The 25,557-nt window shown below is 68.7% G+C and carries 24 protein-coding genes; 11 read left to right on the top strand and 13 right to left on the bottom strand.

Annotated features, from left to right (window positions below):
- Positions 1-169: 169 nt before the first annotated feature.
- The 6 genes from AAHB17_RS00250 (at position 170) to hpnE (ending at position 5,515) form a co-directional block, all read left to right on the top strand.
- Entirely contained in the window at positions 170-655 is a 486-nt protein-coding gene (locus AAHB17_RS00250) for a hypothetical protein (protein WP_342128396.1), read from the top strand.
- Positions 636-2,258, top strand: a complete 1,623-nt coding sequence (locus AAHB17_RS00245; protein WP_342128395.1) for a sensor domain-containing diguanylate cyclase — start codon at positions 636-638, stop codon at positions 2,256-2,258. The genes AAHB17_RS00250 and AAHB17_RS00245 overlap by 20 nt, the downstream gene beginning before the upstream one ends.
- Positions 2,259-2,296: 38 nt before the next feature.
- A complete protein-coding gene (locus AAHB17_RS00240) occupies positions 2,297-2,659 on the top strand; it encodes a response regulator (RefSeq protein WP_342128394.1) in 363 nt (120 codons plus the stop codon).
- 2 nt (positions 2,660-2,661) lie between these two features.
- Entirely contained in the window at positions 2,662-3,273 is a 612-nt protein-coding gene (locus AAHB17_RS00235) for a chemotaxis protein CheC (protein ID WP_342128393.1), read from the top strand.
- Between the two features lie 80 nt (positions 3,274-3,353).
- On the top strand, positions 3,354-4,217 hold the full coding sequence (gene hpnD, locus AAHB17_RS00230; RefSeq protein ID WP_342128392.1) for a presqualene diphosphate synthase HpnD: 864 nt from the start codon (positions 3,354-3,356) through the stop codon (positions 4,215-4,217).
- Positions 4,214-5,515 carry a hydroxysqualene dehydroxylase HpnE gene (gene hpnE / locus AAHB17_RS00225; protein ID WP_342128391.1) on the top strand — a complete coding sequence of 434 codons (1,302 nt, stop codon included), beginning with the start codon at positions 4,214-4,216 and terminating at the stop codon, positions 5,513-5,515. Before hpnD ends, hpnE begins: the two co-directional genes overlap by 4 nt.
- Positions 5,516-5,518: 3 nt before the next feature.
- Here the strand turns inward: hpnE and AAHB17_RS00220 are convergent, their stop codons facing one another.
- From AAHB17_RS00220 to AAHB17_RS00210, 3 genes are read right to left on the bottom strand one after another with little or no spacing between them, the layout of a single operon-like run.
- Positions 5,519-5,953 carry an META domain-containing protein gene (locus AAHB17_RS00220; RefSeq protein WP_342128390.1) on the bottom strand — a complete coding sequence of 145 codons (435 nt, stop codon included), beginning with the start codon at positions 5,951-5,953 and terminating at the stop codon, positions 5,519-5,521.
- Positions 5,954-5,976: 23 nt separating this feature from the next.
- Entirely contained in the window at positions 5,977-6,627 is a 651-nt protein-coding gene (locus tag AAHB17_RS00215; protein ID WP_342128389.1) for a glutathione S-transferase family protein, read from the bottom strand.
- A gap of 44 nt (positions 6,628-6,671) precedes the next feature.
- Positions 6,672-7,367, bottom strand: a complete 696-nt coding sequence (locus tag AAHB17_RS00210) for an HAD family hydrolase (protein ID WP_342128388.1) — start codon at positions 7,365-7,367, stop codon at positions 6,672-6,674.
- 19 nt (positions 7,368-7,386) lie between these two features.
- On the opposite strand from AAHB17_RS00210, the gene hemH reads away from it, so the two are divergent.
- Complete coding sequence (gene hemH, locus AAHB17_RS00205; protein ID WP_342128387.1) at positions 7,387-8,478, top strand: ferrochelatase; 1,092 nt, start codon at positions 7,387-7,389, stop codon at positions 8,476-8,478.
- A gap of 9 nt (positions 8,479-8,487) precedes the next feature.
- Here hemH and AAHB17_RS00200 read toward each other — a convergent pair whose 3' ends face one another.
- From AAHB17_RS00200 to AAHB17_RS00155, 10 genes are all read right to left on the bottom strand, one after another.
- The gene (locus AAHB17_RS00200; RefSeq protein ID WP_342128386.1) at positions 8,488-9,339 is read right to left on the bottom strand and encodes an alpha/beta fold hydrolase; all 852 of its coding nucleotides are present in this window, start codon (positions 9,337-9,339) and stop codon (positions 8,488-8,490) included.
- Positions 9,336-10,436, bottom strand: a complete 1,101-nt coding sequence (locus AAHB17_RS00195) for a branched-chain amino acid ABC transporter permease (RefSeq protein ID WP_342128385.1) — start codon at positions 10,434-10,436, stop codon at positions 9,336-9,338. Before AAHB17_RS00195 ends, AAHB17_RS00200 begins: the two co-directional genes overlap by 4 nt.
- A gap of 13 nt (positions 10,437-10,449) precedes the next feature.
- Positions 10,450-11,430, bottom strand: a complete 981-nt coding sequence (locus AAHB17_RS00190; RefSeq protein ID WP_342128384.1) for a branched-chain amino acid ABC transporter permease — start codon at positions 11,428-11,430, stop codon at positions 10,450-10,452.
- Between the two features lie 82 nt (positions 11,431-11,512).
- Complete coding sequence (locus AAHB17_RS00185) at positions 11,513-12,253, bottom strand: ABC transporter ATP-binding protein (protein ID WP_342128383.1); 741 nt, start codon at positions 12,251-12,253, stop codon at positions 11,513-11,515.
- Positions 12,250-13,011: an ABC transporter ATP-binding protein gene (locus AAHB17_RS00180; RefSeq protein WP_342128382.1), complete on the bottom strand. Its 762-nt coding sequence runs from the start codon at positions 13,009-13,011 to the stop codon at positions 12,250-12,252. Before AAHB17_RS00180 ends, AAHB17_RS00185 begins: the two co-directional genes overlap by 4 nt.
- Before the next feature lie 130 nt (positions 13,012-13,141).
- Complete coding sequence (locus AAHB17_RS00175) at positions 13,142-14,332, bottom strand: substrate-binding domain-containing protein (protein WP_342128381.1); 1,191 nt, start codon at positions 14,330-14,332, stop codon at positions 13,142-13,144.
- A gap of 190 nt (positions 14,333-14,522) precedes the next feature.
- Positions 14,523-16,001 carry a sigma-54 interaction domain-containing protein gene (locus AAHB17_RS00170; protein WP_342128380.1) on the bottom strand — a complete coding sequence of 493 codons (1,479 nt, stop codon included), beginning with the start codon at positions 15,999-16,001 and terminating at the stop codon, positions 14,523-14,525.
- A gap of 146 nt (positions 16,002-16,147) precedes the next feature.
- A complete protein-coding gene (locus AAHB17_RS00165; protein ID WP_342128379.1) occupies positions 16,148-17,632 on the bottom strand; it encodes a tripartite tricarboxylate transporter permease in 1,485 nt (494 codons plus the stop codon).
- A 137-nt stretch (positions 17,633-17,769) separates the two neighbouring features.
- Positions 17,770-18,294, bottom strand: a complete 525-nt coding sequence (locus AAHB17_RS00160) for a tripartite tricarboxylate transporter TctB family protein (RefSeq protein WP_342128378.1) — start codon at positions 18,292-18,294, stop codon at positions 17,770-17,772.
- Between the two features lie 17 nt (positions 18,295-18,311).
- On the bottom strand, positions 18,312-19,271 hold the full coding sequence (locus AAHB17_RS00155) for a tripartite tricarboxylate transporter substrate binding protein (protein WP_342128377.1): 960 nt from the start codon (positions 19,269-19,271) through the stop codon (positions 18,312-18,314).
- Positions 19,272-19,410: 139 nt separating this feature from the next.
- On the opposite strand from AAHB17_RS00155, the gene AAHB17_RS00150 reads away from it, so the two are divergent.
- The 4 genes from AAHB17_RS00150 (at position 19,411) to AAHB17_RS00135 (ending at position 25,442) form a co-directional block, all read left to right on the top strand.
- Positions 19,411-20,091: a response regulator transcription factor gene (locus AAHB17_RS00150; RefSeq protein WP_342128376.1), complete on the top strand. Its 681-nt coding sequence runs from the start codon at positions 19,411-19,413 to the stop codon at positions 20,089-20,091.
- Between the two features lie 265 nt (positions 20,092-20,356).
- Positions 20,357-21,811, top strand: coding sequence for a sensor histidine kinase (locus AAHB17_RS00145; RefSeq protein WP_342128375.1), 1,455 nt, complete (start codon positions 20,357-20,359; stop codon positions 21,809-21,811).
- Entirely contained in the window at positions 21,808-22,296 is a 489-nt protein-coding gene (locus AAHB17_RS00140) for an RNA-binding S4 domain-containing protein (protein ID WP_342128374.1), read from the top strand. Before AAHB17_RS00145 ends, AAHB17_RS00140 begins: the two co-directional genes overlap by 4 nt.
- A gap of 101 nt (positions 22,297-22,397) precedes the next feature.
- Positions 22,398-25,442: a bifunctional diguanylate cyclase/phosphodiesterase gene (locus AAHB17_RS00135; protein ID WP_342128373.1), complete on the top strand. Its 3,045-nt coding sequence runs from the start codon at positions 22,398-22,400 to the stop codon at positions 25,440-25,442.
- Positions 25,443-25,557: the final 115 nt, after the last annotated feature.

Below are 25,557 nucleotides of genomic sequence, written 5' to 3'. Positions count from 1 at the left end.
TGTGGTGTGGGGCCCGCCCTGGGCGTATTTTTCGTCACCGCTTTGTGCTAACCTGACACAATTGTCAGGAATTGGGGTTCATTTCTGGCATATTTTTATAAACAGACAATGAACCGGTCAATGGGGGAAAGCGGTGAAAACAACCGAAAAACGCAGGTGGCTCATGGGCATGGCCGCCATGTTGCTGTGGGCCTGCCATCCGGCGCTGAGCGCCCAGACCTTGTGTCCCAAGCCCACGGGCCGCGTGGTGCTCGTGTTGCACCCTCCCGGCGGGTCCGCCACGCCCTGCGACCTCCAGGCGCTGGACAAAATGCCCCAGAAGACCCTGGAAACCAGCCTGCCCGCCAGCCTGGGGCTGACCGGGCACAACCGCTGGAGCGGCGTGGCGCTGAGCCACATCGCCGGGCTGCTGGGCGCCGGCCCCAACGCCGACATCCAGCTGATCGCGCTCAACAACTACGCGGTGTCGGTGCCCATGAGCGACCTGCGGCGCTACGACCCGGTGCTGGCGTCACGCCGCAACGGTGACATGCTGAGCGTGCGCGACAAGGGCCCGCTCATCCTCATCTACCCGTTCGATCAGCACCGCGAGCTCGACGCGCAGGAATACCTGAACCGATCGATCTGGCAAATCCATGAAATCCGCATCAAATAGCGGCCAGGACCAGTACCCCCAGCAGAAAGGGGTGGACCAGCGGCACCTGCGCATGATGCGCTGGGTGCTGGGCGTGGTGATCCTCATGGCCGTGGTGGCCGCGTCCGCGTTGTGGCTGGCGCTGAACCATGCGCGCGGGCTTGCCCGCCCCAGCCAGCACAACGACCTCTGGTACATCTCCAGCGTCAACAACGAGCTGTCGCGGGTGGCGCTGCTGACCCACCAGACGGTGACCGGCGAGGCCAGCCGCGACGACCTGCTGCTGCGACTGGACGTGCTCTACAGCGTACTCGATCATTCGCCCACCGCACCCAAGGTCAACGTCCAGTTCCGCGAGAACCTGCCGGAAACCGCTCAGGTGCTCGAGGCGCTGGCCCGCGCAGTCGACAATTGGGCGCGGCGGCTCGAACAGTCCAGCGGCACGGACGCGAACACCGACTTGCGGCGCGTGCTCGACGAGGTGCAGGGCTTTCGCGAACCCATCGCCAAGGCGGTGGCCGATGTGCACGTGGCCAACACCCTGGAAGCCGACCGGCAGCGCCAGCGGCTGCTGCAGAGCTTCACGCTGCTCAGCCTGGCCCTGCTGTTCGTGCTGGCGGGCACGGCCCTGCTCATCTGGCGTGCCCTCAAGGACCGCCAGATCGCGGTGCAGACCTCACAGGCCCTCAACGAGGCCAACCAGATGCTGGAGACCCGCGTGCGCGAGCGCACCCGGCAGATCGACGAAGCGCACAACCTGCTGACCTTCATCCTCGATGCCAGTCCCAGCGACGTCGCGCTGATCGATGCCGAGGGCGGACGCGTTCATTACATCAACCGCCGCCTCATGGAACGCCTGGGCATGCGCCAGCAGCCACAGACCTTGCGCTTGCACGAACTGCTGCACGACCCCCAGGCCGGCCAGGCGCTGCTGCAGGCGCTGGACCAATCGGGGCAGATCCACGGCGTGGAAGCGCTGATCGCCTCGCAGCCACCCTACTGGAGCTCACTGTCGGCTCAGCTCATCGAGGTGGAAGGCCGCCTGTGCCACCTGGTGTGGGGCTTTGACATCAGCATCCACAAGCATCTGGAGAACGAACTGCGCCTGCTGGCCACCACCGACGTGCTCACTGGCCTGAACAACCGGCGTGCCTTCCTCGAGAAGGCCGACGCCATCCTCGAGCACTGCCGGCGCTACCGCAACGCCTGCGGCGCGTTGATGATCGACATCGACCACTTCAAGGCCGTCAACGACCGCCACGGCCACCATGTCGGCGACGACGCCCTGCGCGCCACCGGCCGCGCCATCCTGCAGGTGCTGCGCGAGGCGGACGTTGTCGGCCGCCTGGGCGGCGAGGAATTCGCCGTGCTGCTGCCCAACGCCGACCCGCAAGGCACGCGCGACACCACCGAACGCATCCGGCAGGCGGTCGAGGCGATCGCCCTGCCCCTGGCCAATGGCGAAACCCTGCGCTTCACCGTGTCGCTGGGCCTGGCCAGCTTCCAGCCACCCGGCCAGACGCTGGCGCAACTGCTCGCCCAGGCCGATCAGGCGCTCTACCGCGCCAAGGCCGAAGGACGCAACCGCGCCGTGGCCTACACCGCGGAAATGCTGGATTTGTAATTTGTTTTAAATTAGGCTTGCGCCACGGAATCCCTCACATGCCCATCCAACTCCTCATCGTCGACGACAGCCGCATGTCCCGCATGCTCCTCAAGGGCTTGGTGGACCAGCACCACCCCGACTGGAACGTGCTGCAAGCCGCCAGCGGTGACGAAGCCCTGAAGATCGCGGGCGAGACACCGTTGGACGTGGTGTCCATGGACTACAACATGCAGGGCATCAACGGTCTGGACGCCGCCATCGCCCTGCGCGAACTGCAGCCGAAGGCCTACATCGTGTTGCTCAGCGCCAACGTTCAGGCCTCCATCCAGGATCGCGCACGCGCGGCGGGCATCCCCTTTCTGCCCAAACCCATCACGGCCGAGACGCTCAAGGCCATCGCCAACGGTGCAGGAGGCTGACCATGCTGAAGCTCGATGACGATCAGCTCGATGCCCTGTCCGAGATTTTCAACATCGGCGTGGGCAAGGCGGCAGCGGCCATGAGCGGCCTGGTGGGCGACGAGGTGCTGCTGTCGGTGCCCCACGTCAGCCTGCTCACCGTGAACGAAGCCGCCCAGGAACTCAGCGCGGCCAACCCGCGCCTGTACACGGTGCGCCAGCCGTTCGACGGCGTGTTCAAGGGCGACGCGCTGCTGATCTTTCCGAGCGAGAAAAGCCTGGAGATCGTGCGCATCGTGGCCGGCCAGTCGGTTCCCGAGGAAGACATCTCCGGCCTGGAGCGCGACGCCATGACCGAAATCGGCAACGTCATGCTCAACGCCTGCATCGCCGCCTTGTCTGACCTGCTGCAAAACGAGTTCGAACTCGGCATGACCGACGTGGACATCGGCGACGGCCGCACCATCCTGCGCACCCGCATCCAGAACCACCTTGTGGTGTTCCTGCACATCCGCTTCGAACTCAAGACCAGCGAGATCGAGGGTTTTGTGGTCTTCGTGCTCAACACCACCTCGCTCGAAGCCCTGCGCACCTCGCTGGACCGCCTGCTGGGCCGGCCCACCACCGTCGCCTGATCCCCGCGACGTCCGGCGGCGGTGCCCGGCGGGTCATGCCTGTGCGGCTGTTTACACTTCCTCATCCACCGCCGCCGCCGATGACCCCAGAAGAACAGACCGTCCAGCAACAGGTTGCCGCCTCCGGCAGCAGCTTCTACTACGCTTTTCTCTTCCTGCCTGCGCCACGGCGGGCGGCGATCACCGCTTTTTACGCGTTCTGCCGGCAGATCGACGATGTTGTCGACGAAACCACCGATCTGGGCGTGGCCAAGACCAAACTGGACTGGTGGCGTGGGGAAGTGCAGCGCACCTTTGCCGGCGACCCGCAACACCCGGCCATGCGGGCGCTCTGGCCCCACGTGCCGACCTACGGCATCGAAGCGCGCCAACTGCTGGCCGTCATCGACGGCTGCCAGATGGACCTCGACCAGAGCCGCTACCTCGATTTCAACAGCCTCAAGACCTATTGCCACCTGGTGGCCGGCATCGTGGGCGAGGTCTCGGCCCGCATCTTCGGCCAGACAGATGCACAAACCACCGCCTACGCCCACACCCTGGGCCGGGCGCTGCAGCTGACCAACATCGTGCGCGACGTCGGCGAGGATGCCATGCGCGGGCGCATCTACCTGCCCATCAACGAACTGCAGCGCTTCAACGTCAAGGCCCACGAACTGATCAAGCGTGGGCAGGGGGCGGTTGATCCCGACTTCAAGCAACGCTTCGGCGCCCTGATGCGTTTCCAGATCGAACGTGCCCTGGCCACCTACGACGAGGCCCTGGCGCTGCTGCCAGCCACCGACCGGCGCGCCCAGAAACCCGGCCTGATGATGGCCAGCATCTACCGCACCTTGCTGCGCGAGATCGCCACCGACCCGCAACTGGTGCTGACACAACGCGTGACCCTGACCCCCCTGCGCAAATTCTGGCTCGCGTGGAAGGTGCAAGCGCTGGGCAGACTGTGACCAGAACCGCTGTTGTCGGCGGTGGCTGGGCCGGCCTGGCCGCGGCGGTGGCCGCCACCGAGGCCGGCCAGCAAGTCACGCTGATCGAGGCCGCACGCACCCTGGGGGGCCGCGCCCGGGCGGTGCTGATCGATACGCCGGACGGGCCACAGACGGTGGACAACGGCCAGCACATCCTGATCGGCGCCTACACCGCCACGCTGGACCTGATGCAGCGCCTGGGCATCGCACCCGAGGCGGTGCTGCATGCCATGCCGCTGGCCTTGCCCTTCGCCGATGGCACCGGGCTGCGCACACCGGCCTGGGCGGCCCGATGGCCGGCGCCGCTCGACGCGCTCGCGGCCATCGCCACCACACCGGGTTGGACCTGGCGCGACAAGGTGGCGCTGGTCCTCGCCTCGGTGGGCTGGCAGGTGCGGGGTTTCCAATGCGACACCCGTCTCACGGTGGCCAGGCTCTGCCAGGCGCTGCCGGCGCGGGTCAACGAGGGACTGATCGAGCCGCTGTGTGTCTCGGCGCTCAACACGCCCGCCCACCAGGCCAGCGCGGCGGTGTTCCTGCGGGTGCTGAAGGACGCCCTGTTCGGGCGCGGCCACGGCGCCTGGAACGGTTCGACCTTGCTGCTGCCCCGCGCCGACCTGGGCGCCCTCTTGCCCGAACCGGCGCGGCAATGGTTGCTGGCGCACGGCGCCCACGTGCACACCGGGCGCCGGGTGTTGTCGCTCGCGCCGCTGGCGGGTGACCGCTGGCAGGTGGACGGAGAAGCCTTTGATCGCGTGCTGCTGGCCGCGCCCCCGGGCGAATCGGCACGGCTGCTGCAAGGCGTCGCGCCGGAACACCCGAGCGTGGCGGACTGGATTCCACAGGCCCTGGCCCTGCGCTTCGAGGCCATCGCCACGGTCTATGGCCAGGGCAGCCAGCCGCTGCCCGGCCAGGTGCCCATGATGGCCCTGCGGCCCAGCCCGCAGGCCCCCGCCCAGTTCGTGTTCGACCGGGGCCAGCTGGGCGGGCCACCCGGCCTGCTGGCCTTCGTGGTCAGCGCCAGCCACGACGACCGGCAGGCCCTGCAGGCCCAGGTGATGGAGCAGGCCCTGGCGCTGGGCCTGGGGCCCTTGCGGGCCTTGCAGACGGTGGTCGAGAAACGCGCCACTTTCGCCTGCACACCGGCCCTGCTGCGGCCCGCCAGCCGCCTGGCGCCCCGGCTGTGGGCGGTGGGCGACTACGTCGACGGCCCTTACCCGGCCACGCTGGAAGGCGCGGTGCGCTGCGGCCTTGCCGCGGGCGCCCGCGCCGACTGAATTTCAGCGCCGCTGCACCCAGCGCAGCAGTTCGCCGCCACGGCCGTCGAGCAGCACCAGTTGCCCGGGCTCCAGCCGCGCTTCGCGTGTCGCGTCCAGGGCACGCAGCACGCGCTGCTCCAACGCCATCAACGCGTCCGAGCAGGCACGGCGGGTGCCCGCGAGCGGTCCGAGTTGCAGCGCCGTACCGGCCACGCGGGCGGCGCCAGCGAACCGGTTGCAGCCGCTGTTGCCCAGCACCTGGGTGGCGCTGATGAACTGCAGTTCGGGCTGCTGCCCCAGCGGCAACTGCGCCACCGCGGCGTCGGCCAGCGCCCACTGCGTGCCCGGCAAGGCGCTCAGGGACGGCAACGCGGGCGGCACCTGGGGGGCGCTTTGGCAGGCGGCCAACAGCGCGGCCGCCGCCAGCAGGCCCATTCGGTTCAATTGAGGTTTCATGGCGATCGGCTCCTGGCAGGTGTTCAAGGGGTGGCGCGCAAGCGGACATGGGCCGGCCGGCTCACGCAGCGCTGCAGCCATTCGCCGGCCAGCGGGAAACGCGCCATCAACTCCGCGGCCGGGGTGGCCCAGTTGAGCACGCTGGCCACACACAGGTCGGCCACGGTGAAGCGGTCGGCCGCCAGCCAGCTGTGCCCGCGCCCCTGCTGGCGCTGCAGGTGCTGCTCCAGCACACGCAAGGGGACCACCAGGCGCCGCTCGGCCTGGTCGGCCAGCTCGGGCTTGCGCTGCTCCGGCGGCATCACGGCGCGGTGCATCAGCACCGTCAGCGCGTCCTTCTCGAGTTCGGTCACGGCCCAGAAGCTCCAGCGCAAGGCCTCGGCATCCTCGGCCGCGTTGGCGGGCGCGATGTCGCTGCCGTCGCCCTTGCCGTGGTGGCGGGCCAGGTACAGCGTGCAGGCCATCGACTCCCAGACCCGCACCTCGCCTTCGGGCCGCTGGTCGACCAGCACCGGCAACCGCCCATTGGGGTTGAGCGCCAGGAATTCGGGCGTGCGGGTGGCGCCACCGAGATAGTGGGTGGGCACGTGTTCGTGGGCCAGGCCCAGCTCGGCCGCGGCCCACAGGGGCCGGGCGGCGCGGGACGACACGATGCCGTGGATGGTCAGGGTCATGGGCTGTCTCGGCGGAGTGACGGGCGCGGGGCGAATGGAGATTCTCAGCCCAGGTGCTGGACCAGGGCCGACAGATCGTTCACGGTGAGGTGGGGCTGGTGCGGCGGGTGGGCCCAGTCATGCCCATCGCGGTTCACCCAGGCGAACTGCATGCCCGCCTCCAGGCCGCCCACACCGTCGAGGTGGGCGTCGTCGCCCACGTGCAAGGTGGCCTCAGCGGGCACGCCGGCCAGCGCGGCGGCGGCGTGGAAAATGCGCGGGTCCGGCTTGCCGACGCCGAACTCGCGCGCGCTCAGGCCGGCCTTGAAGTAGCGTTCCAGGCCCACGCGCCGGAGATCGGCGTTGCCGTTGGACAAGGCCACCAGCGGGTAACGGGCACTCAGCGCCTCCAGTGCCGGCAACGCATCGGCAAACAGCTCGACGCGCTGACGCTCCTCGAAGAACACCTCGAAGGCGGGCTCGGCCAGGGCCGGGTCGTCGCCGGCGCGGCGCAGGGCCTGGCGGATGGCTTCGCGGCGCAGCGCGCTCAGGTCGTGCGCCAGCTGTGGGTGCGCGGCCTCGGTATCGGCGCGAATCTGTCGCTTCATGTCGGGCTGGGCGAGCAAGGCCACGGTGCCGGGTGCACGGGGCGCCAGCCAGGTGGTCAGCACCGTCTCGGCACGCGCGATGGTGGGCCAGATCGGCCACAGCGTGTCGTCCAGATCGAGGGTGATGGCCTTGATGCGTGATGGGTCCAGCATAGGTGGGCGAGAATACCGCATGCCCTTCCGACCCGAACCCGAACACACCCACGGGCAGCCCGCCACGACCGCCGTGCTGCTGTGCAACCTGGGCACGCCCGACGAAGCCACCGCACCGGCCGTGCGCCGCTACCTGGCCGAATTCCTCGGTGACGGCCGCGTGGTCGAAATCCCCAAGCCCCTCTGGTGGCTGATCCTGCACGGCATCATCCTGCGCGTGCGTCCTGCGAAGTCGGCGGCCAAATACGCGTCCATCTGGACGCCCGAGGGCTCCCCGCTCAAGGTCTGGACCGAGAAACAGGCCACCCTGCTGCGCGGCTTCTTGGGCGAACGGGGCCACCAGGTGCTGGTGCGCCACGCCATGCGCTATGGCAGCCCGTCCATCGCTGCCCAGCTCGACGCGCTCAAGGCCGAAGGCGCGACCCGCATCCTGATCCTGCCGCTCTACCCGCAGTACAGCGGCACCACCACTGCCAGCGTGATGGACGCGGTGTACGACTGGGGCAGAAAAGTGCGCCACCTCCCGGAGCTGCGCTTCGTCAACCGCTACCACGACGACGCGGGCTACATCGCCGCGCTGGCCGCCTCGGTGCGCCAGCACTGGATGGCCCACGGCCAGCCCGACAAGCTGGTGATGAGCTTCCACGGCGTGCCCGAACGCACGCTGCACCTGGGCGACCCCTACCACTGCGAATGCCTCAAGACCGGCCGCCTGCTGGCCGAGGCCCTGGGCCTGGCCAAGGACCGCTACGTGGTCACCTTCCAGTCGCGCTTCGGCAAGGCCAAGTGGCTGCAGCCCTACACCGAACCGACGCTGGTGGCGCTGGCGCAATCGGGCGTGAAACGGGTGGATGTCATGTGTCCCGGCTTCACCAGCGACTGCCTGGAAACCCTGGAAGAAATCAACATGGAAGCGCGCGCGGCGTTCCTGCACGCGGGCGGCGAAAGCTTCCATTACCTGCCCTGCCTGAACGACCGCAACGAGTGGCTACGCGCCCTGGCCGACCTGAGCGAACGCCACCTGGGCGGCTGGCCCACACAGGCCAAAGCGGACGACGCCGCGACACGCGACACGCGGGCGCGTGCGATGGCCCTGGGCGCCCAGCGCTGAACGCGCCGCTCAGCCGCCCCCGGCCAGAAACCGCGCCACCAGCTCCAGCTGGTCCGGCACATTGAGCGCTGGCGCGTGGCCACAACCGGCCACCGTCACCACCAGGGCACGCGGGCCGCGCTCGCGCATGGCGTCGGCGGTGTCGGCCAGCAGCAGGTCGGACGTTTCCCCACGCAGGCACAGCACCGGCACGGTGATGCGTTCGTAGTCGTCCCAGCGCTCGTAGTCGTGCGGGTGGTGGATGAACTGCGCCACCATGGCCGGGTCATAGTGGGGCGTCACGCGGCCGTCGGGCAGGCGGCGGGTGGAGCTTTCGGTCAGGCGGCGCCACTGCGCATCGGTCAGGAAGCCATAGGGCTTGTAGACGGTGCGGAAATAGGCCTCCAGTTCGCTCACGGTGTCGAAGGCCGGCGGGCTGCCCGCATAACCCCGGATGCGCTGGATGGCGGCGTCGGCCAGCTGGGGCCCCACGTCGTTGAGCACCAGGCGCGTGATGCGCCCCGACAGCGGCCCACCGGCCGCCACCAGGCCGATGGCGCCGCCCATGGACGTGCCCACCCAGTGGAAACGCTGCAGACCCAGCTGGTCGACCAGCGAGACGGCGATCCGGGCGTAGAAGTCCAGGCAGTATTCGCGCTCGGGCTGCGGGCTCCACTGACTCAAGCCGCGGCCGATGGTGTCAGGGCAGATCACGCGGTAGCGGGTGCTCAGGTGCTCGGCCAGGTCGTCCATGTCGCGCCCGGTGCGGGCGAGGCCATGCCAGGCGATCACGGTGTCGGTGTGCTCGGCACCCCACTCCGTGAAGTGGATTTCGCGGCCCTCGCAGATGAGGTAGCGGGAGGCGGGTGTGGCGCTGCTCATGTGGGGCTCCCAGGGGTGCGCTGGCGCAGCGCGCGGTCGCGCAGGCGCCCGACGATGCCGGTCGGGAAGTGGTAGACCGACAACACGAACAACAGGCCCAGCCACAACAGCCAGCGGTCGGGGGTGAACAGGGCGGGAAGCAGCGGCAGGCCTTCGGTGGCACCGCCGGCCAGGCGCAGCAGGTCCTGCAGGTAGCTCTGCGCGAGCAGGAACAGGGTGCTGCCCAGGATGGCGCCGTAGAGCGTACCCATGCCGCCGATGACCACGATGAGCAGGATGTCCAGCATGATCTCGAAGGACAGCGAGGTGTCCGGTCCGTTGTAGCGCAGCCAGAGCGCCAGCAGGCAGCCCGCCAGGGTGGCGAACAGCGCGGCCAGCACGTTGGACAGCGTGCGGTAGACCACGGTGCGGTAGCCCAGGGCCTCGGCGCGGAAGTCGTTCTCGCGGATGGCCTGCAGCACGCGGCCAAAGGGCGAGTTGACGATGCGCAGCATGATCAGGAACAGGCCGGTGACCACCGCAAACAGCAGGTAGTAGGTGATCAGCCGGCCGTTGAGCGCGACCGCGCCAAACGGCCCTTCCCAGTCCTCTTCCATCAGCGCGAAGCCGGGCGACAGCAGCTCGGGCACCTTGAAGGTCAGGCCGTCCTCGCCACCGGTGAAGTCCGACAGCTGCGAGGCCAGGGTGAGGAAGGCAGAGGCCACGGCCAGCGTGATCATGGCGAAGAAGATGGCCCGCACCCGCAGCGAGAACAGGCCGATCACCAGCGACAACACCAGCGAAATGGCGAGCGCGGCCAGCGTGCCCACCGCGATGGCACCCCAGGTCGGCCCCATCGCATTGAGCGCGATGGCCAGGCCGTAGGCGCCGATGCCGAAGAACATGGTGTGGGCAAAACTCACGATGCCGGTGTAGCCCAGCAGCAGGTCGAAACTCACCACCAGGGCGATGAAGACCAGCACCTTGGCCGCCACGTTGAGCGCTTTCACCCCCGGAAAGATGAAGGGCGCAAAGGCCAGCCCCAGCACGATGAGGACCAGCGCCGCCGCCAGCCAGCGGCTGCGTGGCAGGTCGTGGGAGAGGATTCTTGACAGCATGTTGCCGGCGCCCTTATCGGTTGGCCACGGGGTACACACCCTGAGGCCGCCACAGCAGGATGGCCACCATCAGCGCGATGTTGGAAAACAGCGCCACCTTGGGCGCGAGGAAGCCGGTGTAGTTGGCCATCAGGCCCACCAGCAGCGCGCCGATGAGGGCCCCCGTGGTGGAACCCAGGCCGCCGATGATGATGACGATGAAGATCAGCACGTTGACCTGCGCGCCCATCTGCGGCGTCACGGTCTGCTGGTACAGACCCCACATCACGCCCCCCAGGCCGGCCAGCGCACTGCCGGCCACGAACACGCCAATGAACAGGCGCACGATGCGGTAGCCCAGCGATTCGACCATTTCGCGGTCCTGCACGCCGGCGCGGATCAGCAGGCCGACCTTGGTTCGGTTGAGGGTCCAGACCATGGCGACAAAGACCAGCGCGCCCACCAGCACCGCCAGCACGCGGTACTTCTCGACGGCGGCATCGCCGAAGATGAAGGCGCCGCGCAACGACACCGGCAGCGGCATGGCGATCTGCTGCGGGCCCCAGATGACCTTGATCAGCTCCTCGCCGATGATCATGCCGCCCATGGTGATGAGGATCTGCTTGAGGTGCTGGCCATAGACCGGCTTGACGATCAGCCGCTCGAACACATAACCCAGCGCACCGGCCACCGCCATGGCCACCAACATCGCCGGCAGCAAGGCCACAAGGTTGAGCCACAAACTGTCGGCCTCCACATACGTGCCCATGGCCGCGAAGACCGAGGTGGCGACGAAGGCGCCCAGCGCGATGAACACCCCGTGGCCGAAGTTGAGCACGTCCATCAGGCCAAACACCAGCGTCAGGCCCGAGGCGATGACGAACACGATCATGCCCATGGCCAGGCCGGCCACGGTGAGCGTGAGCCAGGTGGAGGCGCTGCCGGTCAGCGGCAGGGCGATCAGTGCCAGCAGCGGCACCAGCAGCAGCGGCTTGTAGTCGAAGTCGGTTTTCATGAGGCCTCCCGCCGGGCCGCCCCAAGGGAGACCTGCGCCCCCTCGGGGGGCAGCGAATACACGAAGTGTTGAGCGTGGGGGTTCATTGATGTGCCTTCAGGGACAAACCAAGCAGGCGGCCTTGCAGCGCCTCGTCCTCGGCCAGCTCCGCCATGCTGCCGCTGTGCACCACGCGGCCGTCGTCCATCACGGCCACGCTGTCGCCCAGCTGGCGCGCGAAGTTGAAGTTCTGCTCCACCAGCAGGATGGTCGTTTGTGCGGCCTTGAGCGCCTTGAAGGCGGCGATCATGTTCTGGATGATGGCGGGGGCCAGGCCCTTGCTGGGCTCGTCGATCAGCAGCAGCGCGCGCGGCTCGACGATGGCACGAGAGACCGCCAGCATCTGCTTCTGCCCGCCCGAGAGCTTGCCCGCCGGGTGGTTCCAGAACTTCTTCATGGCCGGGAACAGTTCGAAGATCCATTCGAGCCGCTGGGTGTCGATGTCGTCCACCGAGCGCGCCCCCCGCGCCGCCAGCAGCATGTTTTCCTTCACGCTGAGGTCGGCGAAGATGCCCATGTTCTCGGGCACGTAGGCCACGCCGCTGCGCGAGATGTCGGGTGTGTGGGCGGCGGTGATGTCGCGCCCGGCCAGCGTGATGCGGCCCTGGCTGGCGTGCCACAGGCCCATGATGGTGCGCAGCGTGGTGGTCTTGCCTGCGCCATTGCGGCCCAGCAGCATGGTGAGCTGGTTGGCGGGCACCTGGAGGTCCACGCCGTGCAGGATGTGGTAAGCCCCGATGTGGGTGTGCACCCCTTCGAGCGTGAGCAGGTTGTCGGCGCTCATGCGGCCTCCTTCTCTTCGGGATTCACACCGAGGTAAGCCTGTTGGACCACTGGCGAGGCGATCACGGTCTCGGGATCGCCATCGGCCACCAGTTCGCCGTTGTGCAGCACGATGATGCGATCCGAGAGTTCGCGCACCACGTCCATCTTGTGTTCGACCAGCAGGATGGTCTTGGTCTTGTCGTTCTTCAGATTGCGGATCAGGTTGAGGATGACCGGCACCTCGTCCACGCTCATGCCGGCGGTGGGTTCGTCGAACATGAAGACCTGGGGCTCCAGCGCCATCAGGATGCCCACCTCCAGCTTGCGCTGGTCGCCGTGGGGCAGGCTGGCCGCCACGGCATCGCGCTTGTCGGCCAGGGCCACGGCCTCGAGCACGCGGTCGGTCTTTTCGAGCAGGTCGCGCCGGTCGCTCCAGATGCGCCAGAGGTCCAGCCCGGCCTTGGCGCGCGCCTGCACCGCCAGGCGCACGTTCTCGCGCACGCTGAGCTGCGGAAACAGGTTGGTCAGCTGGAAGGCGCGGCCCAGGCCGGCCTGTGCCCGCGCGGCCGCGCCCAGCGGCGTGAGGTCCTGGCCGTTCATCGCCACCGAGCCCGCCGAGGCCTTGATCTGGCCCGAGATCAGGTTGAAGTAAGTGGTCTTGCCGGCGCCGTTGGGGCCCACGATGGCGGTCAGCGTGCCCGGCGCGAACGCACAGGACACGGCACTGACCGCCACGTGCCCACCAAAGCGGACCGTGAGATCGCGTGTTTCAAGCATGAGGAAAAAACTCCGTCGGAGCGCGTGACTGAACCGGGAACACGGCGGATCCGGCTCCGCCGGTCCGCTCGTGTTGCCCCCCTCTGGGGGGTGACGCGCCCCCTAGGGTGCGGCGCGAGGGGACAAGCGCTCAGCGCTTGTTTCGAATAGGGACATCCATCTCTTCAGGCTTGATCTCCCGCACCAGCTCGGGCACGCCCCAGGCAAACGCGGGGTCGGCCTTGATCTTGAAGTGGTACATGCTCTGCATGGCCTGGTGGTCTTCCTTGCGGAAGGTCATCTTGCCCTTGGGGGTGTCAAAGCTCATGCCTTCCATGGCGGGGATGAGCTTGGCGGCGCTGGCGTCGCCGTTGGTCTTCTTGAGCGCGGTCACCAGGGCCATGGCGGCACTGAAGCCGCCAGCGGTGAAGAAGTCCGGCGGGCTCTTGAACTCCTTGTAGTGGCGGGCCACCATGGCCTCGTTCACCGGGTTCTTGGGGATGCCGAAGTAGTAATAGGCCGCGCCTTCCATGCCGGGGAACTGCTTGTAGGCGGTCATGGCTGGCAGGATGTTGCCGCCGGTGGCGAGCTCGATGTTGTAGCGCTTCTTGAGCTCCAGCTCGGCGAACTTGCTGAAGGGCGAGTTGGCGCCGGCCCAGACCACCCAGACGAACTTGCGGCCAGGCACGTCCTTGAGCTTGTCGACCACACGCTGCAGGCCGGCGGTGAAGTCGGTGGTGGCGGCGGGCAGGTACTCCTCGTGCACCAGCTTGCCCTTCTTGATCGATTCGCGGAAGGCCTTGACGCCGTCACGACCGAACGCGTTGTCCTGCGCCAGCGTGACCAGGGTGTTCTCGGGCTTGTCCAGCGCCACGGCATTGGAGATGGCATCCTGCGAGCTGTTGCGGCCGGTGCGGAAGATGTACTTGTTCCACTTGTCGCCGGTGATGGAGTCGGCCACGGCGGGCTCCACCAGCAGGATCTTGCGGTACTCCTCGGCCACCGGCAGCATGGCCAGGGCCACCGGCGAGGCGGTCGGGCCGACCGCGATGTCGGCCTTGTCGTCCCCGTAGGCGGCGGCCAGCAGGCTCTTGCCCAGGTCGGGCTTGCCCTGGTCGTCCTTCTCGATGACCACCAGCTTCTTGCCGGCCACTTCCATGGTGCCGCCGGTGGCGTAGTCCAGGCCCATCATCAGGCCCACGTGGGTCTGCTTGGCATAGGCTTCCAGCGCGCCGGTCTTGCTGTAGACGTGGGCGATGCGGACTTCCTTGGATTGGGCGAAGGCCAGGGTCGAGGCGCAGGCCAGGGCGACGACCGCCAGGCGGCGGGTGGTGTTGATCATGCTTGTCTCCAGTGGGTATAGGGGCGGCACAGGCCGCCTGCCGTGCCAGTTTGCACACATCGTGCCAGGCCCAAACAGCCTTGATTTGTATGGGTTTTTTCTATAATTTCATGTGTATTGTCTGAAATTCAGACAATCCACATGAATTTCAACTGTCAATTTTTCAGACAATTGTCTGAATATCAGACACCTAACCCAGGGCCGCCAGCTTGTCGTAAAAGCTCGCCCGCGACATGCCCAGCAGGCGTGCCGCGGCCGAGCGGTTGCCGCCGGTGTGCGCCAGCGCCGCGCGCATGGCACGGCGCTCCAGCGCGGCCACCTGCTCGGCCAGGGGACGCAGCACGGTGTCGTCGCTGGCGGCGGTGGCAGGCTCGGGCAGCACCAGCGGCGTCGCAATCTGCTGCTGGCCAGCGCTGCGCAACACCGCCTCCAGCGTGGCGCCGGTGATGTGGTGGTCGTCGGTGCGCAAGGCCACCTGCTCCAGCACGTTGCGCAGTTCGCGGATGTTGCCGCGCCAGGCCTGGGCCTGCAGCAGCGCCAACGCCTCGGGCGCCAGGTCCATCTGCACACCTCCGCTGCGCGCTGCGATGTCCTCGCACAACACCTCCGTCAGCATGGCGATGTCGCTGCGGCGCTCGCGCAGGGGCGGCAGGTGGATGGGCAGCACGTTGAGGCGGTAGAACAGGTCCTCGCGGAAGCGCCCCTCGCGCACCAGCTGCGGCAGGTCGCGCGAGGTGGCGGCCACCACCCGCACGTCCACCCGCACCAGCTTGTTGGAACCCAGCGGCTCCACCTCGCCCTCCTGCAGCACCCGGAGCAGCTTGGCCTGCACGGCGGCCGGCATGTCGCCCACCTCGTCCAGGAACAGGGTGCCACCATCGGCCAGCTTGAACTTGCCCTCGCGCCCCTTGCGATCGGCCCCGGTGTAGGCGCCGGGCGCCACGCCAAAAAACTCGGCCTCCAGCAGGGTGTCGGGCACGGCCGCGATGTTCACGCCCACAAAGGCGCGGCCAGCGCGTTCGGACGCGGCGTGGATGGCGTGCGCCAGCAGCTCCTTGCCGGTGCCGGTTTCGCCCAGCAGCAGCACCGGGCTGCTGGACTGCGCGGCGCGGCGCGCCTGGCGCTTGACCTCCACCGCCGCCGGGCTGCTGCCCACGAAGCTGGCGAAGGTGTATTTGCTGCGCCGCTGGCTGGCCAGCTCGCGCCGGGCCTCGTTGAGGTCGTTCTCGATGCGGGCGAACTTGGCGATCAGCGGCTGCAGCGTGGTTTCGGGGTGGTCGAACAACACGATGCCCAAAGCACCCATCACCTCGCCCGCCTCGTCGCGCAGCGGGATGCGGCTGACCACAAAGGTGCCTGCCTTGTTGGTCAGCAAGTCGATCAGGATGGGTTTGCCCGTGGCCAGCACCTGGTGCAGCTGCGTGTTCTGCACCACGCTGGAGACCGGGTGGCCGACAAAGTCTTCCTCGCGCTCAAAGCCCAGGGCCGGCAGGAAACGGCGGTACTGGTCGTTGATCCAGACCACGCGCGCCTCGCGGTCCACCAGCATCATGCCCTCGCTGGCGTGGGCGAACAGATCGAACATGGAACGCGCGGCCAGCTCCAGGATGCTCTGGGCGTCGCGCGGCAGGCGGCTGTTGGTCTCGGGTGGGGTGGACATGGCGCGCATGGTAGCGCGCATGGGGACCCGACGATGCCCTGATGAGACGCTGTCGCGGCACAGAGGCCCCAGTGCCGGGTCACGCTCCCGCAAGACCGCGCGCCCACGGGGAGCGGGCAGCAACCCGCGCGACGGCGAAGCGTGGGGGCGTTACGTCAAACCTTGCGTCGCCACGCCAGCAGGCGCGGCGTGAGCAGCACCAGGACCACCACCACCAGCAGCGTCAGCGACATCGGCCGCTCGATGAACACCACCCAGCTGCCGGAGCCGATGGACAGCGCGTTGCGCAACTGGGCTTCGGCCAGGGGGCCCAGGATGAGGCCGACGATGACGGGCGCGATGGGGAAGTCGTAGCGGCGCATCAGCAGCCCCACCAGCGCCAGGCCGTACATGAGGTAGAGGTCGAAGGCGCTCTGGCGCATGCCGTACACACCGACGGTGGCGAAGATCAGGATGCCGGCGTAGAGCTGGGCCTTGGGAATCTTGAGCAGCTTGACCCACAGCCCCACCAAGGGCAGGTTGAGCACCAGCAGCATGATGTTGCCGATGTAGAGCGAGGCGATCAACGCCCAGACCAGCGAAGACGAGGTCTGGAACAGCTGAGGGCCGGCGTTGATGCCGTAGTTCTGGAAGGCGTTGAGCAAGATGGCGGCCGTCACCGAGGTGGGGATGCCCAGGGTCAGCAGCGGCACCAGGGTGGCGGTCACGGCGGCGTTGTTGGCGGCCTCGGGACCGGCCACGCCTTCGATGGCGCCAGTGGTGCCGAACTCCTCCTGGTGCTTGGACAGCTTGCGCTCGGTGGCATAGCTCAGAAAGGTCGGGATCTCGGTACCACCGGCCGGGATGGTGCCGAACGGGAAGCCGATGAAGGTGCCCCGCAGCCAGGCCGGCCAGGACCGCTTCCATTCGGCGCCGGTCATGTGGGCCTTGTTCATCTTGTTCATCTGGCTCACGCTGCGGCCTTCGTAGAGCGCGTTGTACAGCGCCTCGGCCACGGCGAACAGGCCCACGGCCACCAGCACCACTTCCACGCCATCCATCAACTCGGGCACGCCGCCGGAATAACGCACCTGCCCGGTGATCTGGTCGATGCCGATCAGGCCCATGGCCAGGCCCAGGAACAGCGCGGTCAGCCCGCGCAGCGTGCTTTGCCCCAGCACCGCGCTCACGGTGGTGAAAGCCAGCAGCATCAGGCAGAAGTACTCCGGCGGCCCGAGCTTGACCGCGAAGCTGGCCATCACCGGTGCCGCCAGCGTGACCAGCACGGTGGCGATGGTGCCGGCGACGAAGGAGCCGATGGCCGAGGTGGCCAGGGCCGCGCCGGCGCGCCCACTCTTGGCCATCTTGAAGCCTTCCAGCGCGGTCACCATGGTGCCGGTTTCACCGGGGGTGTTGAGCAGGATGGAGGTGGTCGAGCCACCGTACATGGCACCGTAGTAGATGCCGCAGAAGAAGATCATCGACGCGGTGGGCTCCACCTGCGAAGTGATGGGCAGCAGCATGGCCACGGTCACGGCCGGGCCCAGGCCAGGCAGCACGCCGATGGCGGTGCCCAGCACACAGCCCACAAAAGCCCACAACAGGTTGATGGGTGTGGCGGCGGTGGCAAAGCCACCCAGGAGAAGGTTCCAGGTGTCCATATCGACTTTCTTTTCCGGTTCGCAACCGCAGCGGCCCGCCACACCCGCCATCCGGGGACACCGCCGCGCCGGCTCTGCCGGACGGCTGGTGCCGCCCCTTGGGGGGGGAGGCGCCACAGGCGCTTCGGGGGCTCTTGTTACAACCAGCCGGTGGCGGTGAGGCCGGGGAGGTTCACGGCGAGGATTTTGGTGAACAGCCAGTAGACCGGGGCCGAGATCAGCAGGCCCACCGCCGCATCCTTCAGGGTCTGGTGCAGGCCGCCGCCTGGTTTGCCTTCGGCGATGCGCAGGCCGCGCACGGCCAGCACAAAACAGAGGGCGCAACTGACGACAAAACCCAGGGTGGTGATCAGCGCGGCGTTGGCCAGCACGCCCACCGACACCCAGGCAAAAGCGGGCCAGTCGCCCCGCTCGGCACCCGATGGCGCCTCGCGGGAGCGGTAGCCGCCGCTGCGGGCTTCCCACAGCAGCCAGACGCCGCAGATGGCCAGTGCGGCCGACACCATCCAGGGCAGGAAGTTGGGGCCCACACCGGCGTAACCCGCCTCGCTGGAGATGCCGGTGGCGCCCCAGGCCAGGAAGGCGGCCAGGGCGAGGACGCCCACGCCGATCAGGACTTCGGGCAAGGACGCCGGTTGGGGGCGATTGGGTGCTTGACTCATGTGGGCCACCCGTCGCGTCAGATCATGCCGGACTTGACCATGATGGCACGCAGGCCGGCGAAGTCGCGGTCCACGAACTCATCGAACGCCTTGCCGGTCAGCAGGGCCGGGGTCCAGCCGTTCTTGTCCAGCGCCTCGGCCCAGGCCTTGCTCTTGGTGGCCTTGACGATCATCTCGGTCAGCGCGTCACGCTGGGCCGGGGTGATGCCGGCGGCGCCATAGACACCGCGCCAGTTGCCGATCTCGACGTTGATGCCCTGCTCCTTCAGGGTCGGCACGTTGATGCCCTTGATGCGGGCGGGCGCGGTCACGCCGATGGCCTTCATCTTGCCGGCCTCGATGTACTGCTGGAACTCGCTGAAGCCGCTGCCGCCCACGGTGACGTTGCCGCCCAGGATGGCCGCCGTGGCTTCACCACCGCCACGGAAGGGCACGTAGTTGATCTTGGCCGCATCGACGCCGGCCTCGCGCGCGATCATGGCCGCGGCGATGTGTTCGGTGGAGCCGCGCGAGCCGCCTCCCCACTTGACGCTGCCCGGGTCCTTCTTCATCTGCGCCACCACCTCGGCCATGCTCTTGTAGGGCGAGTTCTCGGGCAGCACGAAGACGTTGTATTCGGTGGTCAGGCGCGCGATCGGCGTGACCTGGGTGATGGACACCGGCGGCTTGCCGGTGATGATGCCGCCCAGCATCACGGCGCCCATCACCATCATGGCGTTGGGGTCGCCCTTGCTGGCGTTGAAGAACTGCGCCAGGCCGATGGCGCCGGCCGCGCCGCCCTTGTTCTCGTATGTCACCGAGGCGGCCACGCCCGCGTCCTGCAGCGCCTTGCCCAGCGCGCGGCCGGTCGAATCCCAGCCGCCCCCAGGGTTGGCGGGAATCATCATCTTCACGTTGGCGGCGGCCCAGGCCGACAGGGGCAGGGCACCGGAAGCCGCCAGGGCGGCCAGGGACTTGAGGAAGGTATCTCGACGCATGCGTGTCTCCTGAGGGTTGTTCGGACGACACGGATGTTGACCCGCGAGGCTGTCAGTCCACTGTCCACCACCCCCGTGGAAACCCTAGGTCATCCACCCACCTGGCGAGCCCGCGCGTGCCGGCTGGTATGGTTTGCACATGAAGCTGCTGCTGGTCGAAGACAACCCCACCATGCGTGCCACGCTGCAGCGCGCGCTGGAGCGCCAGGGCATGGCGGTGCACACCTGCGACGACGGCCTGCGCGCGCTGGACATGTGGCGCAGCATCCGCCCCGACGCCGTGCTGCTGGACCTGAGCCTGCCCGGGCTGGACGGCCTGCAGGTGCTGGCACAGGCGCGTGCCGCCGGCCTGCGCACGCCGGTGCTCATCCTCACCGCCCGCGGCACCGTGGGCGACCGCATCCTGGGCCTGAACACCGGCGCCGACGACTACCTGCCCAAGCCCTTCGACCTCGATGAGCTGGAGGCCCGCGTGCGTGCCCTGGTGCGCCGCGCGGCCGGCGCGCCCCCGCCCGCGGCGGAGCCCACGGCCATGGTCGGCGGCCTGTACTGCGACGCCGGCAGCGGCGCGGTCTACCACCATGGCCAGGCGCTGGACCTGGCGCCGCGCGAACTGGCCCTGCTGCGCGCCCTGCTGGCGCGGCCCGGCCACGCCATCGCCAAGGAGCGCCTGTTCGAGCTGGTGTTTCCGGGCGAAAGCGAGGTGCAGTACGAAGCCATCGAGGTGGTGGTCTACCGCCTGCGCAAGAAGATCGCGGACACCGGCGTGCAGCTGGTCACGCTGCGGGGCCTGGGCTACCTGCTCAAGGCGCCGGCATGAACCACCTCGCAGAGCCTGCTCATGATCTCAACGGGGTCACGTTGGAACGCAATCGGGATGAGTTGACCGCACAGACCCGCCGCATGGGCTCATGCCCATGCAAGGGGATGGGTGGGCAAATCGCCCGATTTCGTTCCAACCCGCAGGGCAGGCGCCTTTTCGGGCGCTCTGCGGCGTTGCAAAGCCTCGACGGGCCACCGGCCCGTCTGCGTTTCGCGCCTGGCAGCCCATCCCTAAAAGGCACTTGCGTGACCTCGTTGAGATCATGAACAGGCTCTCACACTGGTGGCAGGCGCACTCGCTGCGCAGCCAGCTGATGATCGGTATCCTGGTGCCGGTGCTGCTGCTGGTGCTGGTCAACAGCGGTGTGCTGTACCGCCAGGCGCTGCGCGCCGCCGACACTGCCTACGACCGCACCCTGCTGGCCACCGCCAAATCGATCGGCGAACAGCTGGAGATGGTGGGTCAGGGTGAACAGGCCCGGGTGCGCGCCACCCTGCCCTACTCGGCGCTGGAGCCCTTCGAGGCCGACAACCGCAGCCGCCTCTACTACCGCGTCAGCGGCTTCGAGGGCGAGATGGTCTCAGGCTTCGACGACCTGCCGCTGTGGCGCGGCGAACTGCCGACCAAGAGCCTGTACGCGGCCCTGGTGGACTTCTACGACGGCCAGTACCGGGGCGAGCCGGTGCGCATCGCCGTGCTGCTGCAGCCGGTGTCCGGCCCCGGCGGGCAAGGCATGGTCACCATCCAGGTGGCCGAAACGCTGGAGCTGCGCCAGACCCTGGCGCGCCAGATGCTGGTCGACACCCTGTGGCGCCAGGCTCTGCTGCTGGCCGTGATCGCCGGCGTGGTGGTGCTGGTGGTGCAACGCGCGACCCGCCCGGTGCGCCGCCTGAGCGCTGCGCTGGCCGACCGCAGCGACAGCGACCTCACGCCCCTGCAGGCCAGCGAAGCCCCGCGCGAGGTGCGCCCGCTGGTGGAAGCCACCAACCAGCACATGGCCCGGTTGGCCCACCTGCTGAGCCACCAGAAGCGCTTCGTGCGCGACACCGCCCACCAGCTGCGCACCCCGCTGGCGGTGCTCAAGACCCAGGTGCAGTCGGCCCGGCGTGGCGACGTCGACCCCATGCTCGCGCTGGGCGAGATCGAACACACCGTCAACCGCGCCACCGAGCTGGCCAACCAGATGCTGTCGCTGGCCAAGGTGGAGCAGTTGCGCCAGCAGGACGACGCCCCGGTGCTCGACTGGGCCACGGTGGTGCGCGACGTGGCCCTGGACCTGGCGCCGCTGATCGCCGAGCGCCAGCTGGACTTCGCCATCGCCACCGACCCGGCGCCCGTGCGCGCCCACGAATGGGCGCTGCGCGAGCTGGCGCGCAACCTGCTGCACAACGCCATCAAACACATCCCGGCCGCGGCCACGCTGGACATCCGCCTGGTGTGCGACGAGCGCACCGCGGCGCTCACCATCGCCGACAGCGGACCGGGCATCCCGGCCAGCCTGCGGGCCCACCTGTTCGAGCCTTTCGCGCGCCACGCGCAGCCCGGCGCGCTGCCCGGCGGCAGCGGGCTGGGCCTGGCCATCTGCCAGGAAATCACGCGCTCGCTGGGCGGCGAGATCACGCTGGACAACCGCCGCGCCCACGGCCGCACCGTGGGCCTCGAGGCCTGCGTGCGGCTGCCCCTGGCCCGCCCTTCTGACGAGGACCCGACACGATGAGCCCCCGCAGCCCCGCCATCCCACCCGACCACCCGGCCAGCACCGAGCGCCTGCGCCTGGACAAATGGCTGTGGGCGGCCCGCTTCTTCAAGACCCGCGCGCTGGCGGTGGAGGCGATCGAGAAACACCGCGTGCGCGTCAACGGCCAACCCGTCAAGCCGGCGCGCGAGGTCCGGATCGGCGACGAGCTGGAGGTGGCCCAGGGCCCCGTGCTCAAGACCGTGGTGGTGCGCGCCATCAGCGGCGTGCGCGGCCCAGCGCCGCAGGCCGCCCTGCTCTACGAGGAAAACGCCGACTCGGTGGCGCGACGGCTGGCCCAGGCCGAGCAGCGCCGCCTGGCGCCCGAGCCCGCGCTGGATCTGAGCGAAGGCCGCCCGACCAAACGCGACCGCCGCCACATGGACGCCCTGCGCCAGGGGCATGACGGCCCGGCCGACTGGGACGAGCGCTGGAGTGCGGCCGCGCCGACGCGACGCAGCCCCTGAGCGCCCGGGCCGTATCGACGAATGGGCGGCTGGGGTGGTCTGGCCGGCGGTCGGGGTCGAAGAGCGGGTGATAGATTGGTTGGCACACCATCCCGTTCGCCGTGCCACCGAACCGCCCCGCCTCCTGGCCTTCGGCCCCCCCACCCGACGACGCGGTTGAACGCGCCAGGCTGGCGGCGCTGCACAGCTACGCGGTGCTCGACACCCCACCCGACGCCGCCCTGGACGAACTGACCCAGCTCGCAGCCCGCATCTTCCAGGTGCCCATCGCCCTGGTCTCCCTGCTCGACGAACAGCGCCAGTGGTTCAAGTCCCGCGTGGGCGTGGCGGTGGCGCAGACGCCCCGCTCGCTGGCCTTTTGCGACCACGCCATGCGCGACAGCGGCGTGACGGTGGTGAGCGACGCCCGCAACGACCCGCGTTTTCGCGACAACCCGCTGGTGCACGGCCAGGCCGGCATGCGCTTTTATGCCGGCGCGCCGCTGCGCACACCCGACGGCCACGCGCTGGGCACGCTGTGTGTGATTGACCGCGAGCCGCGCCAGTTCACCGCACACGAATGCGCCGCCCTGGCCGTGTTGTCGCGCCAGGTGATGAACCAGCTGGAGCTGCGCCGGCGCAATGCCCTGCTGCAAGCGGCCCTGGACGAGCAGGCCACCCAGCACCGCCAGCTGCAGGAACTCCAGCACCAGATGCACGCCCGCGAAACCCGGCTGGAACTGGTGCTCAAGGGCGCCAACGATGGCTGGTGGGACTGGGACCTGCGCACCGGCGAGCGCCACCACTCGGCCCGCGGCTGGGCCATGCTGGGCTACCCCGAAGGCGAGCACCCGCCCTACGAAACCATCTGGGAAGAACTGATCCACCCCGAGGACCGGCTGGCCATGGCCACCAGCCTGCAGGCCACCATCCGCAGCCCGGCCACCCACTACGCGACCGAAATCCGCCTGCGCCACCGCGACGGCAGCTACGTGCCGGTGCTCTCGCGTGGCCACATCCTGCGCGACGAGCGGGGCCACGCGCTGCGCCTGTCGGGCACCAACACCGACCTCAGCGAACGCCAGCGCGCCGAACGCGAGCGCGAGGCCACGCAGGCCAACTTCGAGCTGCTGTTCGCCACCAGCATGGACGGCGTGATGCAGACCCGCCCCGACGGCGAGCTGCTGTCGGCCAACCCGGCGGCCTGCGCCATGCTGGACCTGAGCGAGGCCGAGATCCGCCAGCGCGACCCCCACGAGCTGATGGCCGCCGACGACCCCCGGCTGAGCCAGCTGCTGGGCGAGCGCCAGCGCCTGGGCCGGGCGCGTGGCGAGATCACCATGATCCGCGGCAACGGCGAGCGCTTCGAGGTGGAGGTGACCACCGCCAGCTACACCACCCCGGGCGGCGAGCAGCGGGCCAGCCTGGTGTTCCGCGACGTGAGCGAACGCCACCGCTGGGAACAGCGCCTCAAGGACAGCCTGGACATGCTCAACAGCCTGGCGCGCCGCGTGCCCGGCGTGCTCTACCAGATGCAGCTGCACCCTGACGGCCACCTCACCATGCCCTACGCCAGCGAGGGCATGTGGGCCATCTACGAACACACGCCCGAGCAGGTCAAGCAAGACCCGACCATCCTCCTGCGCCACGTCCACCCGGACGACATCAGCGCGCTGCTGCACTCGGTCGAGGTGTCGGCCCGCAGCCTGACGCCGTGGCACCACGAGTTCCGCGTGCGGCTGCCCCAGCAGGGCCTGCGCTGGCGCCTGGGCGACGCCATGCCCGAGCGGCTGGCCGACGGCTGTGTGGTCTGGTACGGCTTCATCTCCGACATCACCGAACGCAAGCAGACCGAGGAGCACACCCACCGGCTGGCCTACTACGACGCCCTCACCGGCCTGCCCAACCGGCGCCTGCTGATCGACCGCATCGCCCACGCGCTGGCCTCGGCCCAGCGCACCGGGCAGTTTGGCGCGCTGATGTTCCTCGACCTGGACAACTTCAAGCACATCAACGACGCCCGCGGTCATTCGGTGGGCGACGCCCTGCTGCAGCAGGTGGCCCACAACCTCAACCGGCTGCTGCGCGCCGAGGACACGGTGGCACGCCTGGGGGGCGACGAGTTTGTGGTGCTGATCAGCGACATGGGCCCACACGCCGATCAGGCGGCACGCAGCGCACTGGCGGTGGCCGAGAAGGTGCGCGCCGCGCTCGACCGCCCGCACGAGATCGAAGGCGCGCGCTACTCCACCACCGGCAGCATCGGCCTGACCCTGTTTCCGCGCCACGGCAGCGCGGTCGAAGACCTGCTGCGCGAGGCCGACACCGCCATGTACCGCGCCAAGGCCGACGGTCGCAACCGCACGGCCTTCTTCCAGATCGAGATGCAGGCCGAGGTGGAGGAGCGCTTGTCCATCGAACAGGACCTCAAGGAGGCGCTGCTGGGCGGGCAGCTCGAAGCCTACGCGCAGTCGCAGGTGGACAGCGTGGGCCGGGAGGTGGGCGCCGAACTGCTGGTGCGCTGGCACCACCCGACACGTGGCCTGGTGTCGCCGGCGCAGTTCATCCCGGTGGCCGAGGCCAGCGGCCTGATCGTGGCGCTGGGCCAGTGGATGCTGCGCCAGGCCTGCGACACCCTGGTGCGCCTGCAGGCGGCCGGGCGGCCGCTGACCCTGTCGGTCAACGTCAGCCCGCGCCAGTTCCACACCGACAACTTCGTGGCCCAGATGCGCGAGGTGCTGGCACGCAGCGGCGCCCCCGCCGGGCAACTGGTGATCGAGGTCACCGAAGGCCTGCTGATCGAACACATCGACGACACCGTGGCGCGCATGGACGAGCTGGTGGCCATGGGCCTGCGTTTTTCCATCGACGACTTCGGCACCGGCTACTCCAGCCTGGCCTACCTCAAGCGCCTGCCGCTGTACGAACTCAAGATCGACAAGGGTTTTGTGCAGGACACACCCGAGGACGCGGGCGACACCGCCATCGTGCGCGCCATCCTCGCCATGGCCAGGCACCTCAAGCTGAACGTGGTGGCCGATGGCGTGGAGACCGAGGTGCAGTCGCGTTTTCTGGCCGCCAGCGGCTGCCCGGTGATGCAAGGCTACCGTTTTGCCCGTCCCGAGCCCCTGGCGGCCTGGCTGCGGCAACGGGTGCGCCCCCACTGACCGGCACCACCCTGGCCAGGGCACACGAAACCATGGCACCCCCTGGCTGGGGGCTTGAGTGTTAAATTCAGGTGTCATTTACTGGGCTCGCACCCGTCTCCACCTGTATGCCTGC

It is taken from the genome of Hydrogenophaga sp. OTU3427 (genome assembly GCF_038440225.1).
In the GTDB taxonomy this organism is placed as follows: domain Bacteria; phylum Pseudomonadota; class Gammaproteobacteria; order Burkholderiales; family Burkholderiaceae_C; genus Hydrogenophaga.
Note: the sequence above shows the minus strand (reverse complement) of the source record. Positions and strands in the feature narration are given on the sequence as shown.

Bases quoted from the DNA above. Each gene is read 5' to 3' on its own strand.
- AAHB17_RS00180 (WP_342128382.1), bottom strand. From the start codon at position 13,011: ATGCTTGAAACACGCGATCTCACGGTCCGCTTTGGTGGGCACGTGGCG.
- AAHB17_RS00200 (WP_342128386.1), bottom strand. From the start codon at position 9,339: ATGAGCAGCGCCACACCCGCCTCCCGCTACCTCATCTGCGAGGGCCGC.
- AAHB17_RS00195 (WP_342128385.1), bottom strand. From the start codon at position 10,436: ATGCTGTCAAGAATCCTCTCCCACGACCTGCCACGCAGCCGCTGGCTG.
- AAHB17_RS00190 (WP_342128384.1), bottom strand. From the start codon at position 11,430: ATGAAAACCGACTTCGACTACAAGCCGCTGCTGCTGGTGCCGCTGCTG.
- AAHB17_RS00235 (WP_342128393.1), top strand. From the start codon at position 2,662: ATGCTGAAGCTCGATGACGATCAGCTCGATGCCCTGTCCGAGATTTTC.
- AAHB17_RS00140 (WP_342128374.1), top strand. From the start codon at position 21,808: ATGAGCCCCCGCAGCCCCGCCATCCCACCCGACCACCCGGCCAGCACC.
- AAHB17_RS00245 (WP_342128395.1), top strand. From the start codon at position 636: ATGAAATCCGCATCAAATAGCGGCCAGGACCAGTACCCCCAGCAGAAA.
- AAHB17_RS00145 (WP_342128375.1), top strand. From the start codon at position 20,357: ATGAACAGGCTCTCACACTGGTGGCAGGCGCACTCGCTGCGCAGCCAG.
- AAHB17_RS00215 (WP_342128389.1), bottom strand. From the start codon at position 6,627: ATGACCCTGACCATCCACGGCATCGTGTCGTCCCGCGCCGCCCGGCCC.
- AAHB17_RS00240 (WP_342128394.1), top strand. From the start codon at position 2,297: ATGCCCATCCAACTCCTCATCGTCGACGACAGCCGCATGTCCCGCATG.
- AAHB17_RS00160 (WP_342128378.1), bottom strand. From the start codon at position 18,294: ATGAGTCAAGCACCCAATCGCCCCCAACCGGCGTCCTTGCCCGAAGTC.
- hemH (WP_342128387.1), top strand. From the start codon at position 7,387: ATGCCCTTCCGACCCGAACCCGAACACACCCACGGGCAGCCCGCCACG.
- hpnD (WP_342128392.1), top strand. From the start codon at position 3,354: ATGACCCCAGAAGAACAGACCGTCCAGCAACAGGTTGCCGCCTCCGGC.
- AAHB17_RS00175 (WP_342128381.1), bottom strand. From the start codon at position 14,332: ATGATCAACACCACCCGCCGCCTGGCGGTCGTCGCCCTGGCCTGCGCC.
- AAHB17_RS00220 (WP_342128390.1), bottom strand. From the start codon at position 5,953: ATGAAACCTCAATTGAACCGAATGGGCCTGCTGGCGGCGGCCGCGCTG.
- AAHB17_RS00250 (WP_342128396.1), top strand. From the start codon at position 170: ATGGCCGCCATGTTGCTGTGGGCCTGCCATCCGGCGCTGAGCGCCCAG.
- AAHB17_RS00155 (WP_342128377.1), bottom strand. From the start codon at position 19,271: ATGCGTCGAGATACCTTCCTCAAGTCCCTGGCCGCCCTGGCGGCTTCC.
- AAHB17_RS00150 (WP_342128376.1), top strand. From the start codon at position 19,411: ATGAAGCTGCTGCTGGTCGAAGACAACCCCACCATGCGTGCCACGCTG.
- AAHB17_RS00165 (WP_342128379.1), bottom strand. From the start codon at position 17,632: ATGGACACCTGGAACCTTCTCCTGGGTGGCTTTGCCACCGCCGCCACA.
- AAHB17_RS00170 (WP_342128380.1), bottom strand. From the start codon at position 16,001: ATGCGCGCCATGTCCACCCCACCCGAGACCAACAGCCGCCTGCCGCGC.
- AAHB17_RS00185 (WP_342128383.1), bottom strand. From the start codon at position 12,253: ATGAGCGCCGACAACCTGCTCACGCTCGAAGGGGTGCACACCCACATC.
- AAHB17_RS00210 (WP_342128388.1), bottom strand. From the start codon at position 7,367: ATGCTGGACCCATCACGCATCAAGGCCATCACCCTCGATCTGGACGAC.